The sequence below is a fragment of the Agrobacterium vitis genome, assembly GCF_013426735.1.
In the GTDB taxonomy this organism is placed as follows: Bacteria; Pseudomonadota; Alphaproteobacteria; order Rhizobiales; family Rhizobiaceae; genus Allorhizobium; species Allorhizobium vitis_D.
Genome location: NZ_AP023272.1, coordinates 912,501 through 929,794, shown reverse-complemented (window position 1 = coordinate 929,794; position 17,294 = coordinate 912,501). Strand labels below are relative to the sequence as shown.

General features: G+C 56.4%; 8 protein-coding genes, 1 tRNA gene, 2 rRNA genes and 3 pseudogenes (1 of these 14 only partly in view). 5 read left to right on the top strand and 9 right to left on the bottom strand.

What is annotated here, in order from left to right:
* Nucleotides 1-56 precede the first annotated feature (56 nt).
* Together H1Y61_RS04200 and H1Y61_RS04195 are read left to right on the top strand one after the other, a co-directional pair.
* Nucleotides 57-1,415, top strand: coding sequence for a nucleotide sugar dehydrogenase (locus H1Y61_RS04200; RefSeq protein WP_180573789.1), 1,359 nt, complete (start codon nt 57-59; stop codon nt 1,413-1,415).
* Between the two features lie 4 nt (nt 1,416-1,419).
* On the top strand, nt 1,420-1,902 hold the full coding sequence (locus tag H1Y61_RS04195; RefSeq protein ID WP_180573788.1) for a class I SAM-dependent methyltransferase: 483 nt from the start codon (nt 1,420-1,422) through the stop codon (nt 1,900-1,902).
* Nucleotides 1,903-1,997: 95 nt separating this feature from the next.
* Here H1Y61_RS04195 and H1Y61_RS04190 read toward each other — a convergent pair whose 3' ends face one another.
* Entirely contained in the window at nt 1,998-2,339 is a 342-nt protein-coding gene (locus H1Y61_RS04190) for a cyclic nucleotide-binding domain-containing protein (protein ID WP_234617785.1), read from the bottom strand.
* A 162-nt stretch (nt 2,340-2,501) separates the two neighbouring features.
* A complete protein-coding gene (locus H1Y61_RS04185) occupies nt 2,502-5,222 on the bottom strand; it encodes an ABC transporter ATP-binding protein (RefSeq protein ID WP_180573787.1) in 2,721 nt (906 codons plus the stop codon).
* A gap of 340 nt (nt 5,223-5,562) precedes the next feature.
* Here H1Y61_RS04185 and H1Y61_RS04180 point away from each other — a divergent pair, with 340 nt between their 5' ends.
* A complete protein-coding gene (locus tag H1Y61_RS04180; RefSeq protein ID WP_180573786.1) occupies nt 5,563-6,702 on the top strand; it encodes an exonuclease SbcCD subunit D in 1,140 nt (379 codons plus the stop codon).
* Nucleotides 6,699-9,773: an AAA family ATPase gene (locus tag H1Y61_RS04175; RefSeq protein ID WP_180573785.1), complete on the top strand. Its 3,075-nt coding sequence runs from the start codon at nt 6,699-6,701 to the stop codon at nt 9,771-9,773. Before H1Y61_RS04180 ends, H1Y61_RS04175 begins: the two co-directional genes overlap by 4 nt.
* A gap of 357 nt (nt 9,774-10,130) precedes the next feature.
* Here H1Y61_RS04175 and H1Y61_RS27065 read toward each other — a convergent pair.
* The 6 genes and pseudogenes from H1Y61_RS27065 to rrf form a co-directional block, all read right to left on the bottom strand.
* Nucleotides 10,131-11,070 (bottom strand): annotated as a pseudogene (locus H1Y61_RS27065) (methyl-accepting chemotaxis protein); the annotation flags it as partial.
* Nucleotides 11,071-11,175: 105 nt separating this feature from the next.
* Nucleotides 11,176-11,631 (bottom strand): annotated as a pseudogene (locus tag H1Y61_RS27150) (methyl-accepting chemotaxis protein); the annotation flags it as partial.
* Between the two features lie 578 nt (nt 11,632-12,209).
* Nucleotides 12,210-13,313, bottom strand: a pseudogene (locus H1Y61_RS04165) (IS630 family transposase).
* A gap of 171 nt (nt 13,314-13,484) precedes the next feature.
* A protein-coding gene (locus tag H1Y61_RS04160; protein WP_235680773.1) for an IS3 family transposase occupies nt 13,485-14,659 on the bottom strand; the annotation gives its coding sequence in 2 pieces (ribosomal slippage) (nt 13,485-14,383 and nt 14,383-14,659; 1,176 coding nt in all).
* Nucleotides 14,660-14,800: 141 nt separating this feature from the next.
* Nucleotides 14,801-14,877, bottom strand: a tRNA-Met gene (locus H1Y61_RS04155).
* A 119-nt stretch (nt 14,878-14,996) separates the two neighbouring features.
* Nucleotides 14,997-15,111: ribosomal RNA gene (gene rrf, locus H1Y61_RS04150) — 5S ribosomal RNA — on the bottom strand.
* Between the two features lie 146 nt (nt 15,112-15,257).
* On the opposite strand from rrf, the gene H1Y61_RS04145 reads away from it, so the two are divergent.
* Entirely contained in the window at nt 15,258-15,431 is a 174-nt protein-coding gene (locus H1Y61_RS04145; protein WP_174113773.1) for a hypothetical protein, read from the top strand.
* A 2-nt stretch (nt 15,432-15,433) separates the two neighbouring features.
* Here H1Y61_RS04145 and H1Y61_RS04140 read toward each other — a convergent pair.
* A 23S ribosomal RNA gene (locus H1Y61_RS04140) occupies nt 15,434-17,294 on the bottom strand; it runs 1,094 nt beyond the window's last position.

Sequence of the window (17,294 nt, the reverse complement as noted above, 5' to 3'; positions counted from 1 at the left end):
CATGCGAACCGCAACTGAAGCCGGTATTGAAATCGCCTGCGGAGCTTTATACCACCATGTCCCATCATCCTGTTGCCGCCGAATTGCTGTCCGCCATCCAGTCCCGCCATGCCAAGGCAGCGGTGATCGGCCTCGGCTATGTCGGCCTGCCGCTGGCCATCAGCATTGCCAAGGCCGGTTTCACGGTGATGGGCTTTGATATCGATGCCGCCAAGATCGATGCGATCGAGGCCGGGACAAGCTATATTGAGGCCGTGCCAGAACATATTCTGCGCGAAGAATGCGCGGCGGGCCGCTTTTCCGCCACCTCGGATTTCCTGGCGCTGGCCGATTATGACGTGATCGCCATCTGCGTGCCGACACCGCTGACCAAAAACCGCGATCCCGACCTGTCCTATGTGGAAAACACCTGCCGCCAGATTGCCAAGTCGCTCAGGCCCGGCCAACTGATCGTGTTGGAATCCACCACCTATCCCGGCACCACGCAGGAAGTGGTGAAGCCAATCCTTGAACATTCGGAACTGCAGGCCGGAGAGCATTTCTTCCTCGGTTTTTCCCCAGAACGCGAAGATCCCGGCAATCGGGAATTTGAAACCTCGACCATTCCGAAGATCATCGCCGGTGACGGCCCCGATGCTTCGGCCTTGATGGCAGCGTTTTATGGTGCCGTGGTCAAAACCGTGGTGCCTGTCTCTTCCACGGCGACAGCAGAAGCCGTCAAGCTGACCGAAAACATCTTCCGCGCCGTCAATATCGCCTTGGTCAATGAGCTGAAGCTGGTCTATGACGCCATGGGCATCGATGTCTGGGAAGTGATCGACGCCGCCAAGACCAAGCCGTTCGGCTATATGCCGTTTTACCCCGGCCCCGGCCCCGGCCTCGGCGGCCATTGCATTCCCATCGATCCGTTTTACCTGACCTGGAAATCGCGCCAATATGACCAGCCGACCCGGTTCATCGAGCTGGCGGGTGAAATCAACACATCCATGCCGCATCACGTCGTCTCCAAGCTGGCCGAAGCGCTGGACCGTAAGGCGGGCATGGCGCTGAGCCGTTCACGCGTGCTGATCCTGGGTCTGGCCTACAAGAAAAACGTTCCTGACATCAGGGAAAGCCCGTCGCTGCGGCTGATGGAGCTTATTCTGGAACGCGGCGCCGAAGTCGCTTACTTCGACCCCTTCCTGCCCGAAATTCCGAAAACCCGCGAATATAGCCATCTGAAAGGCCGCCGCAGCATCGCCTGGAACCAGGAAAACCTCGCCGCCTTCGATGCCGTGCTGATCGCCACGGATCATGACACGGTCGATTACCAGCAACTGGCCGATTGGTGTCCGCTGATCGTCGATACCCGCAACGCCCTTGCCCGCCGCAACATTGCCGATCAGGCAGCGGGCCACACGATTGTGAAAGCCTGATCCCATGAGCCGTCTCGACAGTTTCATCAACCGCATGAGCGCCCAGCGCGATCTCTTGAACCATATCCGCGACGCCTATCCCCTGCCCGAAGGGCCGGTGCTGGAAATCGGCCTTGGCAATGGCCGGACCTTCAGTCATTTGCGGGAGAATTTCACCGGTCGCCGCATCATCGCCTTCGACCGGCAATTGGGCGCACATAAAAGCTCCATTCCGCAGGACGGCGACCTGATTCTGGGGGAAATCGACCAGACCGGCCAAGACTTCATCGGCTGCGGTGCGGCTTTCGTCCATGCCGATATCGGCACCGGCTATCCTGAACGTGACGCAGTCACACTCACCTGGCTGCCGGATATGGTGGCGGGGATGCTGCGGCCCGGCGGCTATGCGCTCAGTGGCCTGCCGCTCAACCACAAAGCACTCGAGCCGCTACCAGTCCTCGATCATATCGAGAAAGATCGCTATTTCTTCTATCGCCGCCTGCCCTGATTTTTTGCATCGAAGTCGGCAATGCGAGGCATTTGCCTCAAATCCGCCTGAAATACAGGCGATTTGATGATCATAAGATCTTGTTTTGCCGACCTCTAATCGACAAGAGAGAGCTGACCCAGGCGAACAGTGTCAAGTTCGGTTGTCATTGCCCGAAGTCGCTCTGCAAGTGCACGGCTGAACTCCATGCTCATACGCGGGCTATCGGCCATGACCTTGCCAAGACAGTCCTTGGCGATACGAAGCGTTTCGACCTCGGTTGCGGCGCGGGCGGTCATCCGTCTCGGACCATGGCAAAGAAGCGACATTTCACCGATGATGGATTTGCTGTCAGCCTCGCCTATTCTGACTTCACCTGTGGGCGGGCCTGAAAGCAAATCAACCTTTCCCGACAGGATGACATAAGCGGAATCTCCGCCATCACCTTGGCGAAACAAAATGTCTCCGGGCTTATACGTGGCCCTTTGTGAGGCGAAGGCCAGGAGCTTCAGTTTGCACGGATCAACGTGCTTGAAGTATGGAATATTCCGCAATAGCTGCACTTCGTCTCGCAGTAACATGCTTGCCACCAACTTCCGGGTTTTCGGTGGCCTGACCCCTCATGCCACCAATGCCTTGAAAATATCATTTTCATTGCCCAGAGCCTCGAACGTACCGTCCGCGACCAATGAACCGCTGTCGAGTATCAGAACACGATCAAAGTTTTTTGACAATGATGTGTTCGACAAAACCCAAAGGATAGAGGGATCATTGTCCTGCTCGCGCAGAAATGCAAGCACATCCTTAACAATATCCTCCTGAACACGCGCGTCGAGGCCCGGCAGGGCTTTGTTGAAGATGTAATAATCGCACCGCCGTACCAGCGCGCGGGCAAGGTTGAGCTTGTGGCGCTGAACGATGGTCAGCCTGCGGCCTCCGCTGCCGATGTCGAACTCCAGTCCCAGCGCCAGGAACCGCTCCGTCAGGCCCTTCTTCGAGCTCAGTTTTGCCGCCAGCTCGCGGAATTTCGGCAGGGCTTCGGGATTGCGATTGACGAGTTTGCCGAAGATCACATTCTCGCGCAGCGTCGCCGCCGCCATGTAGCGATGCGGATCGTAGCGTTCGATACTGTGGCGCAGGTCCGGTGACAGGTTGTCGTGAAACAGGTCGCGGGCGCCGACAATCTTGTCCATCACTTCAGCCGTCAGCACACCCATACGATAGCGCGGCTCGACATAATTGAAGCTGAGCCGGATCATTGCCCGTTGCTCTTCCTCGTTCGGCACCGGCTTGGTCCGGCCCTGAAGGCGTTGCAGGATCTGTTGGTAAAACACCACGTCTTCAGCGGTCAGGACATCGAGCTGCTGGAAGAACGGGTGATCGGCCGGCAGACCGCCGAAGATTTCAACCAGGTTTTCCGCAATCAGGAAACCCATCTCGTAAAACAGGCTGAGTAGACCGGCGCGCTCCAGCACATCATAGAAATAATCACTTTGATGGGCATAGACAGGTCCATTGACGATCGGACGCAGCGTCCCGAACAACAAGTTTTCTCCCAATGTCGCCTCGGCATTATAGGCATTGGGGTCAAAGTGAACCACCAGATTGGCAAGACCCTGGCGCTGCAATTCATCACGCAGCGCCAGACGCAACTCCACCACTTTTTCTGTCAGATCCGGATATTCAAGCGGATCGACGATGGAATGCAGCGCAAGTTCCATCACATCGCTGGTCAGTTGCACGGTATCCAGCGCCGTCAAAATCGATTTTTTCAGGTCGCTGGCTTCACCGTGCAGCACAGACGTCGCCCGCCGGTCGATCCAGTCGGCATTGGGATCGAGATCGGAGTTTTCAGATAATTGCGCTTCCTTGATCTCCCAACGGCGTTTCATCGCCTCGCGCCCGGTATAGTTCACCGAATTGGTCGGCGCATGTTTCAGTCCGTAAATCAGGTTTTCCTTGAGGCTGCCATGAAAGAAATAACCATCGGCAGACACATAGGAAATGGCCCGGCCCGTCACCGATTCCGGCAATTCCAGCAGGTCGGCATCACCAAGCACGATCTTTCCCGCCACCGGCCAGTTCAACCGGCCAATGGCCTCAGCCATCACTTCCGCCCCGACACCGCGATTGTCGATGGCGGCAATCGTCTCTCCCTGTCCAATTTTTAGACTGAGATTTTCCACCACTTTGGCGCCGCCGCTATCTTGCAAGGTCACATTCTGCAAAGCGAGCAGGCCAGCACGGCCAGCCATTCCCACAGGCGCCAACGCCTGTAGCGCTGGATCAATCATCTGTGGCGGTTCGAATTGTTCCAGCACCTGTTCATATTTCACCTGCACGTCCTGGCGCGACTGGTCCCAGTCGATCAGCTCTTTCAACGGACCGGGAAGATCCTTGTAGGCATTGATGACAGCCACCAGCTGGCCGACATCCAGACTGCCTTTCAGTGCGAAATAGCCGCCGATGGAATAGAATAGAAAGGGCGTCAACTGCGACAGGAAGTTGTTGAAAAATTTGACGAAAAATTTCCAACGATAGAGATCGTAGCGAATCTTGAAGATATCGCCGAGCCGCTTCGAAATATCGGCGCGTTCATAATTCGACGTATCATAGGCATGGATCGTGCCGACACCATCGACGATTTCTCCGACCTTTCCGGCCAATTGCCGGGCCTGAAGCTGCCGCTGACGGCCAAGAATGAGCAAGCGGCGGCGCATTTTGGGAATGATGCCGACCTGAAGACCGACCATTGCACCTGCAATCGTGCCAAGCCAGAAACTTTGCAGGAAAATGAAGAACAGCGCAGCCAAGGCCTGACCACCCAGCATGGTCGGCTGCACAAAGGCATCCCCCGTAAAGCCGCCAAACGGCTCCACTTCATCCCGGACCATGGTCGAGACTTCGGAGGAATGGATCTGCTTGACATAGCTTGGCGGGAACCGCAGTACCCGGTCCACAAGCTCATAGCGGATCCGCCGCAAAAGGCGTTCTCCAAGCCTGCCCTTATAGGTATTGATATAGAATTTAAACAACCCGTTGACGATCACCAGCAGCAGGAAGACCCCGCTCAGCGCCATCAGGCTCGACATGCGGTCAAGCGGTATCCCGCCCGAATGCAATGACCAATCGGTCAGAGGCACGGTCCAGTCGAAGGCAAACAGCGGCTGGCGGGAATCCGGCGCTTCGAACCCGCTTCCCTGGATCGGCCCATTGATGATGCGCTTGGGCAGGTCGAAGGCCAGAAAATACGGCACCATCGACAGGATAACAATCGTCAGAACCCAGATCTGCTGCTTGCGCGTATGCCGCCATATATAAAGGAGTAGGCTTTTTTCCATCAGCTGGTTATCACGCGGACCACTGTTCGTGCCGAACAACGCCCTTGCGTCGTCCATTCAAGTAGATTGTTTATAAGGACAAGCCAGGCTGCCGGAAAGCCATCCTGCCCAGCAGGATAGCAAAAAAACCAAACCGCGGCACCAAAGTGATCGCAGGTGAGTAGCAAAAAGGCAATCCTTATCCGGCTTACCACCATGGCAAGACCCAAAGACGTGAACACATCCTCGCCTTGCACGCAAAGAGCCCGGGAAAAGCCGACCTGGCCAGTGTTTCATCTGGAGCCTGCTACGTTATGCCGGTAGAGAATCCCAACGGACATCGCTCACCGGATCGGACACCATGAAAATCCTGCACACCGCCGACCTGCATCTGGGCCGCCAACTGAACGGATTATCGCTGGACGAGGATCAAGACGCCATTCTCGACCAGATCGTTGATGCGCTCCGCACCACCCGTGCCGATATCCTGATCATTGCCGGCGATATTTTCGACCGGGCAGCCCCTCCGGCAACGGCGGTACGCCAGTTCAACGCCTTCCTGTCACGGGTGGCGGCAGAAACCACCGCCGCCGTGGCGATCATTGCCGGCAATCACGATTCCGGCGACCGGATCGGCGCCATGGCAATCATGACCGACAGGCGGCGAGCGCTTATTCAGGGTCCAGTAGCAAGAGATATGACACCCCTTGTCCTGCATGACGCGCATGGACCGGTAGCCTTTTCCGCCCTGCCCTTCGCTTATGAATTTGCGGCCCGTGAGTGTTTTGCCGACCCGGCCATAGCCACACCGCAAGACGTGTTGGCCGCCCAGATGGCAGACGCGCGCCGCAGCCTGCCGGAGGGTGCGCGTTGGGTGGTGATCGCCCACGCCTTTGTCGCCGGAGGAACAAGCGGCGACACAGAACGTCCGCTGGCCCGCGTCGGCGGTATTGAGACCGTGTCACCAGAAATTTTCGAAGGCGCTCATTATGTGGCACTCGGTCATCTGCACCGGCCACAACATGTTTCCGCCCCTCACATCCGCTATTCCGGTTCGCCACTGGCGTTCAGCTTCGGCGAGGCCAGCGAACAGAAATCCATGACCCTGATCGATCTCGACGCCGATGGTCAGGCACGGATCGAAACCATCGATTTCAACCCGCCGCGGGCCGTACGCCTGTTGCGCGGGCTATTGGCCGATCTGCTCCTGGCCCAGCCGTCGCAGGACTTTATCAAGGCGGTGCTGACCGATCCCACCCCGCTGATCGATCCGATGAAGCGGCTGCGGGCGGTGTTTCCCAATGCCTGCCAGTTGACCTATGCCCGTGACGAGCGTGCGCCGGAGCTTAAATTTGCCATCAGCACGGCTGCCCCGGCCGATCCGCTGGAGGTGATCGCCGATTTCATCGCCCAGGTTCGTGATGAACCGATCTCCGAGCCAGAACGCGCGCTGGTAACGGCCATGCTGGACGAACTGGACGCCGAGGAGACTGCCGCATGAGACCTGTTCGCTTGGTGATACAGGCCTTCGGCCCCTATGCCGGACGCCAATCCATTGATTTTCGCGAAGCGGTCGCCGCTGGCCTGTTCGGCATTTACGGCCAGACGGGATCAGGAAAATCTACGATTTTCAGCGCCATGACTTTTGCCCTGTTTGGCGAAGCAGCCAGAGCCGAGCAGGACACCATCTCGCTGCGCTCCGACCATGCTTCGTCCGAAATGGCAACCGAGGTAGAGTTCGTGTTCGATCTCGGCGCCCGCCGCTACGTGATCCGCCGTCGCCCCGAACAGATGCGGCCAAAACAACGCGGCGGTGGCGAAACCCGGGACGCCCATGAGGCCTGGCTGTTCGACGCCACCGGGCTTGGCGAAAGTGAAATTACCGCCACCCAGCCGGGCAAGGTGCTGGCTGAAAAAAAGATCGGCCTGGTACGCGAAAAAATCACCGATCTGCTCGGTTACGGTCCTGAACAGTTCAAGCAGATCGTGCTTCTGCCGCAGGGCCGGTTCGAGGCCTTTCTTTCCGCCAAAACCCAGGAACGACAGGATATTCTGAGCGCCCTCTTCGATGTCTCTCTCTATCGCCGGCTGGCGGCAAAACTGAAGAACGATGCCGAAAGCGCCGAACGGCTGGTGCGCGAGGAGCGCGCCGTCTGGCTTCGCCGCCTCGGTGCTGACGGGTTTGACAGCATGCAGGCACTGGTAGACGGGATTGCCGAGGCGGCATCCTCGCTCACCGAGCGGCAGCAAGCGGAGGTGCATTTCCGGGCTGAGGCAGATGCCGCCCGCGCCGCGTTGCAAGCAGCGAGAGCCGCCGATAGCCTGTTCAAGGCCATGGACACCGCTCGCCAGGCACGGCAAAAAAACCTCGACCGCGCCACAGACATGGCCGCACTGCAAATGCAAATTACAGCCGCCGAACGCGCCCGGACGCTGACCGATACTGAGGACAGGGTGATCGAGGCACAGCGCGATTGCAAGGATGCTGAGGCCGCGCTGTCTCTGGCAATGCAGATCCAGACATCGACGCAGGCAACCGCGCAACAGGCGCAAGCGGCCTACCAGCAGCAATTACAAAGCAAAAGCGAAATCGAGGCGCTGCGCCGGACAATCGATCAGCTGGAACGCGATCGGGATGTGCTTGAAAAAGCCACCGGCCTCACCGCATCGGTCGAGGCGGCCAAACGACGCGTGCAGGAGGAACAGGCCGCATTCCGAACCGCAGAGGCCGGTCTTGCCGAGCTGACTGGCAAGCGGCACGTCCGGGAACAGACCTTGAAACAGGCCCGCCTTGCCCATGAGCGCAGGCAATCACTGACCGTAAACCTTACGGCCTTGCAGGCCCAGGTGAAGCAAGCCGAGATCGTGGAACGGGCCGAAAAAGATCTGCAACAGGCCCGCCAACAGTTAAATCATAGCGCAAACATCCATGCCGAACGGCAGGCTCAGGCTATCAGCGCCGCAGCACTGTTCGATCAGGCCGAACGCCAGCTTGCCTCCGCGCAGGCTCTCCATCTTGCAGCAAAGCTGGCGCCTGGTCTCCCCTGCCCTGTTTGTGGCGCAACCGACCATCCGGCCCCTGCGATGGGGGACAGTGCCGAGGCCGGATTGGACAAGGCGTTTCGCGAAGCAAAACAGACGCTGGAAAAGGCGCGATTGGAAGAGCAGCATAGCGCTACCGCTCATGCCTCTGCGCAAGCCACCGTTGATGAACGCCAGGGCCGTCTTGCGGATCTGGAGCGCCCGGAGCGCCAGATCCCGGACCTGCGCCAGGACATGGAATATATGGAGCATGCCCTTCGCGGGCTTGGACCGGCCATCGATATCGCCGCTGCCGAAACCGCGCTCGAAAATCTTGGAAAAGCCATCACCGATGCGCAAGCCCGCCTGGACCAGCACCGGGACCGGCTGGCCGCGCTGACGACAGAGACCAGCAATGGTGACGCCCGGCTTGCCGAAATGCTCTCCGGCATCGCGATGCATCTGCGCGATAGAGCAACGCTAGAGCGCAATCTTCAACAGTCAAAGGCCTTGATGACAAGCCGGGAAACGGCGCTGAAGCGCAGCGAAGAGGACGCCACCGCAACCCGTGAAGCGGCTTTAAGCGCCCAAAAAGACAGCGAAGCCGCCGAAAACATCCTGACCGAACGACAAGCCCGCTTCGAAAAGGAAAATCAGGGTTTCGAGGATCGCCTGCGCGACGCTGGCCTGACGCGCGACGATCTGAACCGACTGAAACCTGCCATCACGACACTTGAGCGTGACAAAGCGACGATAGAGGATCACCAACGCCAATTGCGGCGCGACAATGAAAAGCTCATGGAATTGGAGACCGCGCTCGCGGGGAAACACCCGCCGGACCTTCTCGCCCATCAAGAGGCGCTTTCGTTGGCTGAAGCCGCTTTCGATACAGCTGTTACAAAGCGTGCAGCAACGGCAGCGCGGCTCGATCACCTGCAAAACTTGCAGCAGGAGCTTGCTGGTATTGCCAAACGTCTTGACGAAGCCGAGGCAACGTCCGGTCCCCTGCGGGAGTTGGCTAGTCTGTTCGATGCCCAGAACCGGCAGAAACTGAAACTGGAAACCTTCGCCATCGGCGCGATGTTCGAACAGGTCTTGCAGGCCGCCAACCTACGGCTGGGGCCGATGACCAATGGTCGCTACAGGCTGGAACGCGATATCGAATCCGGCGGACGGGGTAAGCGCGGGCTGGGCATTCTTGCCTTCGATATCCATACCGGCAAGGCGAGACCTACAGCAACGCTTTCCGGTGGCGAAACCTTCATCGCTGCCCTGGCACTTGCCCTGGGTCTGGCCGACGTGGTCGAAAGCGCCAGCGGCAAGGTGCGCCTCGATACCATTTTCCTCGATGAAGGCTTTGGCAGCCTTGATACAGAAAACGGCTCAGGCACACTTGATCTGGTCTTGCAGGCTTTAAATAGCCTGGCCAGCCAGAACCGCACTGTTGGGCTGATATCTCATGTTCCGCTTGTTCAGGAAGCAATCCCGAATGGTTTTTACGTCAGGAAGGATAGCGATGGCAGCCATGTGGAAGCTCGAGGAATGATGTAACAGCTGATCACGTCTCATCCGCTTTATACGATGAGTCATTGAAAATGACTCATCGTATTCTTTTTGCAAATGTCTCAAACATTTGATGTATTTGAGACATTGATAAGCTGCTCAAGGCGACGATGAGGGAGCATCTGCGATCTTGGTATTAAGTGAGTTGATGAAAGCGATCATCTTCTGCGTCAGGGCCACCCATGGAAAGGTCGAGAGCAAAGCCCTTCGCGCGGGCTTGCTGCGCCGCAACGGATCGGTTTGCCATTGGCTTGCGGACCGGCTGGGCCGATGGCGCTGCCTTTCGAACTGGTGCAATTGACACCCGCGATTTGCGTGCCTGGGAATCGCCATTGTCACTGGTCTGGAAGAAAGTCAGCGAAGACTGCAATTCTTCCGCCTGAGACGCAAGCTCTTCAGAGGTGGCCGACATTTCCTCCGAAGCACTGGCATTGTGCTGCGTGACCTTGTCCAATTGCTGAATGGCCTCGTTTATCTGGGAGGCTCCCAAATCCTGTTCACGGCAGGAGGCCGAAATTTCCGTGACGAGTTCGGCGGTCTTGCGAATATCAGGAACGAGCCGGTGCAGCATTTCACCAGCAGACGTCGCTGCCTTGACGGTTTCGCTAGACAGACCGCTGATCTCTCCTGCTGCGGCCTGTGAACGTTCAGCAAGCTTGCGGACTTCGGACGCAACAACAGCAAAGCCTTTGCCATGCTCACCTGCCCGGGCGGCTTCAACCGCGGCGTTCAGTGCCAGGAGATCTGTCTGACGAGCGATTTCCTGAACGATGGAAATTTTTTCTGCGATCGTTCGCATCGCATTGACGGCTTTATCAACCGCCTCGCCGGATAACTCGGCATCTTTTGCAGACTGGCGGGCAATCTTCTCTGTCTGTGATGCATTATCGGCGGTTTGCTTGATATTAGCGGCCATCTGCTCCATGGACGCCGACGCCTCTTCAGCAGCAGAGGCTTGCTCTGTCGCGCCCTGCGAGAGCTGCTCGGAGGTGGAGGAGAGCGCCTGGCTGCCGCTCGTCACCTGATCGGCCGCACTGGCAACACCCGTTGCAAAGGCCGTCAGATTATCGACCAATGAATTGATTGCATCCTTCATTTTCTGATGGTCGCCTTCACAGGCAATCTCCACATGCTCCGTCAAATCGCCGATGCTGACGAGATTAAGTACTCGATTGCCCTCACCAATCGGCAACAAGATGGCATCCAACATGCCGTTTATCCCTGAAACCATCTTGGAAAAATCTCCGACAAACCGAGTGGCGACACCTCGCTCGCTCAAATTGCCTTCCGTCGACGCAACGGTTAAACGCTGTATTTCGGTGACGATGTCTCGGAAATTGCTCCTCAGCGTTTCAACCGTTTCGTTGATGAACGCCTTCTTTCCTGGAAATTGCTCAAGCGCCGCGTTAAAATTCCCTTCGCCGAATTCTTTGATGCAAGCCATTGCCTTTTTCTTCACAATGATATGGCCATTGACCATGTCGTTGACGCCCTTTGCCATCACCGCAAAGTCGCCTTTAAACCGCTCGACAGGCACGAAGACGTCGATATCACCCTTATCGTGCTCGGCGGACATCCGGTTCATCTCGGCGATAAAGCCCTTGAGATTGCCACGCAAAGTTTCCACCGTGTCATTGATGAATGCCTTCTTGCCCGGGAACCGCTCAAGCGCAGCCTCAAAATTTCCTTCGCTGAACTCCTGAACGCAGGCCATCGCCTTCTTTTTTACCGATATATGGCCAGCGACCATTTCGTTGATGCCCTTCGCCATGACGGAAAGATCACCCTTGAAGGCATCGACCGGAAGGATCGCATCAATATCGCCCTTGTCGTGGTCCACTGCCATGCGGGCCGTGGCATCGCGGAGGTCGGAGACTGGACGCATAGCCGCGTCGAGCAATCTGTTGACCGCGTCCAGCAGCATCCTTGCCTCCCCGGTCGCAATGTCTGCCTGCGCACGATGCGTTGTGTCCCCGTCGGCTAGACGGCGAGTCAAATTTTCGATCTCGGTAATTGCTAGCTGTGCCCGGGAAGATTTTTTGAACTGTGTGTATAAGGACATCGTGAGCCATCCAACGCGTTACAATAAGTCTGTCAATCTGGATCGAAGGTGAGTGTCATTCGCTAGGCATGACCCGGAGGAATTCGTCATGCTCCTCAAAAGTCAACAATCCGATTATTGTGAAGAACAATAAAGGATTCGTGAATAGAAGAAGTCTCTTATGAAATGACACCTAATACGTCGCCTTGCTGATGTTGACTCTTTGGGCTTCCCAAATCGCGGTGAATCTGAATCTCTGGGGCAAACCGGAGGTTTACGATGCGATCAGGGATTTCGTTGCGTGAAGATTTTGATGGAGACCATCTCCGGCGGCTGGCGCGGCAGACGAAGGACGCGGCCCAGGTAATACGCCGTCTCATTGATCAAAACCCATTTGCCCACTCTCTGCGTCCGATGGACATGATGCGGCACGGCTGGCTTTCGAGCTTTCGCCAGGCATCGCAGCAGTGAGCGACGATGTCGTCGTAAGATTTGAAGATCCTGTTTGAGAGCCAGTTTTCGCGCATGAAATGCCAAAGGTTTTCGACGGGATTGAGCTCCGGCGACTTCGGCGGCAACGGCAGGATGGTGATGTTGTCGGGCACGACGAGCGTGTTGGACATGTGCCAGCCAGCCTGATCCATGATCTGGATGGCGTGCGCGCCGTCATCGACATGACGGGCGATTTCAGCCAGATGCTGGGTCATTGCGTAGGTGTCACACCATGGCATGACCAGCGCGGAGGCCTTGCCGAGCTTCGGGCAGATGGCACCGAAGATATAGGCCGATCTCGTGCGTTGATCATGCGGCGCGGACGGTCGCGTTCCGCGCTTGGCCCAACGGCGCGTGATCTTCGTTCGTCGGGCAAATGATTCACTGGATCATTTGCTTTTCCGCCTCACTCTGCCCGATCCGGGCCTCGTCCTGGAACCAAATCTCTATTCGTTTTCCTTGGGCTGCTCCGGCAACAATTTCTGCCACTGCGGCTGGGAAACTTTTTTAAAATCGTCAATGGCCTGAGGGTCCTGCGCGTGATGTTTGGGCCGGGCAGCCAGCTTGCGATAGCCCATGGCTCGTACTTCACGGCTCAGCGTTTGCTCGCTCACAGAAACGCGAAACTCTTCCCAGAGCCATTGCGCCAAATCGCACAGACGCCAGCGAACGACGCCGTCGAGATAGGGCGTCGGACCACGCTCGATGGCCTGCGCCAGCGCCGCACGCTGCTGATCGTTCATCCGCGACTGCTGACCGGGAGCCTTGCCATTGATCAGGCCCTGGGGGCCGCGTTCGTTAAAGCGCAGGACCCAGTCCCGGATAATCTGGAGCGTGACATTGCCGAGGCGGGCGGCATCTGACCGCGTGCCGCCGTCATAGATCGACGCGAGCGCCAACAAGCGTCTTACCTGGGCCGCGTCCTTCGTCTGCCGCGCCAGCCGCCGGAGATGGTCTCCATCAAAATCTTCACGCAACGAAATCCCTGATCGCATCGTAAACCTCCGGTTTGCCCCAGAGATTCAGATTCACCGCGATTTGGGAAGCCCAAAGAGTCAACATCAGCAAGGCGACGTATTAGGCCTCGACTCGATCGGTCGGGTGCGCCTACTATTGCTGAGACCTCCTCTGGACTTGCCCGAAAAAAGTGGAGAGCGAAGGCTTCTTCAGGGTGTCAGCTTGAGAGGGATGCTCTCGAACTGAATTGGGCATTTGTAGCCCAAGGAGGAATGTCTTCTTTTTGGATTATAGAAGGCGTCGATGTATTGTCCAATGGCGATTTCAGCTTGGGTCCTTGTTTTGAATACAGTTCGCCAAACCAGTTCTGACTTGATTGTCTTGAACACGGTTTCCACCATGGAATTGTCATAGCAATTGCCCTTGCCGCTCATCGACAGGATGAACCCGTGAGCTTTCAGAAGCTTTTGGTAGTCGGTCGCGCAATATTGACTACCACGGTCGGAGTGGTGAATGACATCCTTCGGCGGTCTGCGGATGGCTATGGCCCGTCGTAATGCCGTCAATGCCAGGTCCTGCTTCATTCGATCACTGGTGGCCCAGCCGATAATACGTCGAGAATAGAGATCGACAACAATGGCCAGATAGAGCCAGCCTTGCGTCGTCCAAACGTAGGTGATGTCAACACCCCACTTCTGATTTGGACCTGTGGCGGCAAAGTCCTGATCCAGAATATTGGGGGCAACAGGCCCTTTGTGATCGCTGTCAGTTGTTCTCTTGAATCGGCGTTTCTGCAATGCCTTCAAACCATTGTCATGCATGATGCGAGCAACCCTGTGGCGACCGACGCAAACCCCGTCTTCCTTCAGTTCCACCGTCATGCGTGGGCTTCCATAGGTTTCATGTGAGGTGGTGAACTGAGCCCGGATATGAGCCAAAAGAACCATGTCCGTCCTTTGCCGCAGGCTTGGTTTGCGTATGTCCCAAGCGTAATATCCGCTTTCACTGACACCCAGAAGCGTGCAGGCACGCTGAACAGGAACATTGGCCTTCTCTGCCGCAATGACCTTGAATTTCATTTCATGGTTTCCTTTGCAAAGAAGGCGGCTGCTTTTTTTAATAAATCGCGCTCCTGACGCAGAATTTCATTTTCCTTGCGAAGACGCGCCAGTTCCTTGGCAGTATCTTCGTGTGGTCCAGAAAGCAGGTCGGCTTCCTTGTGGGCGCTCACCCATTTCCCAAGCGTCGAGAGCCCAACGCCAAGATCATCGGATATTGCACGCAACGGCCTGCCGCTGGTGCGCGCAAGTCGGACAGCCTCAGCTTTGAAAGCATCTGTGAACTTGGCGTGGCGGCCGGGTGAATTCTTCTTCGTGTTCGTCATAGGGCGAAATCCTATCAAAGGTTAGGGATTCGCTCTCCACTTCTTCCGGGCAAGTCCAAACAGAGCTGAAAGCCCGGGGATCTCATTCCCCAAACGCAAAAATCCCGCAGCATTTAAGGCTACGGGATTTTGTGTAACTATTGGTTGCGGGGGCAGGATTTGAACCTGCGGCCTTCAGGTTATGAGCCTGACGAGCTACCGGGCTGCTCCACCCCGCGTTATATATTGTTATTCGTTAACGGAATAAGGGTCGCTTGAGCGACCCTTTATGTTTTCGGCTGGGCCGATGTTTTTGAGAGAAGATGATTGATTTGAGTATGAACATTGCGCTTAGCAGACCTGGCAGCGACCTACTCTCCCGCGTCTTAAGACGAAGTACCATTGGCGCAGGGGCGTTTCACGGCCGTGTTCGGAATGGGAACGGGTGCGGCCGCCCCGCCATGACCACCAGGTCAGCTAAGGGCAATGTTGATGCTTCGCATCAACATTGTTCCCTTTTCTTTGGCAAACCTTTCTTCAACACTGACGTGTTGAAGGGTGCCAAAGGACCATACGGAACCGTATTGATGCTTTGCATATTTGAGAAGCTGGATTTTTTATGAACACGTCTTTTTTCGTTTTCGTGGCACTCATCGGACAAAGTCCGCAAGGCCAAGGGCCGTCGCACCTGATGGTGCTGGCCGTCCGCAGCGAAGGCTCAAAGAGCCGACAGCGTCAGGACAAAACAGATGGCATCATCAAAGCCGAAGGCTTTGATGAGCATGGTCAATGAGAACGATTAAGCCAATCGAGCTATTAGTAACGGTAAGCTTCGCAGGTTACCCTGCTTCCACACCCGTCCTATCAACGTGGTCGTCTTCCACGGCTCTGATAGGGAATACTCGTTTTCAGGTTGGTTTCCCGCTTAGATGCCTTCAGCGGTTATCCATTCCATATATAGCTACCCTGCTATGCCGTTGGCACGACAACAGGTCCACCAGAGATATGTCCATCCCGGTCCTCTCGTACTAGGGACAGATCCTGTCAATATTCCTACACCCACGGCAGATAGGGACCGAACTGTCTCACGACGTTCTGAACCCAGCTCACGTACCGCTTTAATTGGCGAACAGCCAAACCCTTGGGACCTGCTCCAGCCCCAGGATGCGATGAGCCGACATCGAGGTGCCAAACAACCCCGTCGATATGGACTCTTGGGGGTCATCAGCCTGTTATCCCCGGCGTACCTTTTATCCGTTGAGCGATGGCCCTTCCACGCGGGACCACCGGATCACTATGACCGACTTTCGTCTCTGCTCGACTTGTCAGTCTCGCAGTCAGGCGGGCTTATGCCATTGCACTCGACGACCGATTTCCGACCGGTCTGAGCCCACCATCGCGCGCCTCCGTTACTCTTTCGGAGGCGACCGCCCCAGTCAAACTACCCACCATACACTGTCCCGGATCCGGATAACGGACCGCGGTTAGACATCCATGACGATAAGGGTGGTATTTCAAGGATGGCTCCACTCGAACTGGCGTCCAAGCTTCAAAGCCTACCACCTATCCTACACATGCCGACACGAATGCCAGTGTAAAGCTATAGTAAAGGTGCACGGGGTCTTTCCGTCTGACCGCAGGAACCCCGCATCTTCACGGGGAATTCAATTTCACTGAGTCTATGTTGGAGACAGCGGGGAAGTCGTTACGCCATTCGTGCAGGTCGGAACTTACCCGACAAGGAATTTCGCTACCTTAGGACCGTTATAGTTACGGCCGCCGTTTACTGGGGCTTCAATTCAAAGCTTGCACCTCTCCTTTTAACCTTCCAGCACCGGGCAGGCGTCAGACCCTATACGTCGTCTTGCGACTTCGCAGAGCCCTGTGTTTTTGATAAACAGTCGCTACCCCCTGGTCTGTGCCACCCCTCTCCACTTGCGTAAAAAGGGGTCACGCTTCTTCCGAAGTTACGCGTGCAATTTGCCGAGTTCCTTCAACATAGTTCTCTCAAGCGCCTTGGTATACTCTACCTGACCACCTGTGTCGGTTTCGGGTACGGTCTATACGGTGGAGCTATTTCCTGGAACCACTCCACTGCACAATCAATCCAGTAAGACTGTACAATTTGTGTGATCCGTCACTACCACCAGGCCCACGAATATTAACGTGGTTCCCATCGACTACGCATTTCTGCCTCGCCTTAGGGGCCGGCTAACCCTGCTCAGATTAACTTTAAGCAGGAACCCTTGGTCTTTCGGCGAGGGGGTCTCTCACCCCCTTTATCGTTACTCATGTCAACATTCGCACTTCCGATACCTCCAGGATGTCTCACGACTGTCCCTTCACAGGCTTACGGAACGCTCCGCTACCACGTGCATTACTGCACATCCTCAGCTTCGGTGCATGGCTTTAGCCCCGTTACATTTTCGGCGCAAAGACCCTTATTTAGACCAGTGAGCTGTTACGCTTTCTTTAAATGATGGCTGCTTCTAAGCCAACATCCTGGTTGTTTTGGGATCCTCACATCCTTTCCCACTTAGCCATGACTTGGGGACCTTAGCTGGAGGTCAGGGTTGTTGCCCTCTTCACGACGGACGTTAGCACCCGCCGTGTGTCTGCCGATTAGTACTCTCAGGTATTCGGAGTTTGGTTAGGA

Coding starts and splice junctions, on each gene's coding strand:
- H1Y61_RS04185 (WP_180573787.1), bottom strand. CDS start 5,222: ATGGAAAAAAGCCTACTCCTTTATATATGGCGGCATACGCGCAAGCAG.
- H1Y61_RS04200 (WP_180573789.1), top strand. CDS start 57: ATGTCCCATCATCCTGTTGCCGCCGAATTGCTGTCCGCCATCCAGTCC.
- H1Y61_RS04195 (WP_180573788.1), top strand. CDS start 1,420: ATGAGCCGTCTCGACAGTTTCATCAACCGCATGAGCGCCCAGCGCGAT.
- H1Y61_RS04145 (WP_174113773.1), top strand. CDS start 15,258: ATGAACACGTCTTTTTTCGTTTTCGTGGCACTCATCGGACAAAGTCCG.
- H1Y61_RS04175 (WP_180573785.1), top strand. CDS start 6,699: ATGAGACCTGTTCGCTTGGTGATACAGGCCTTCGGCCCCTATGCCGGA.
- H1Y61_RS04180 (WP_180573786.1), top strand. CDS start 5,563: ATGAAAATCCTGCACACCGCCGACCTGCATCTGGGCCGCCAACTGAAC.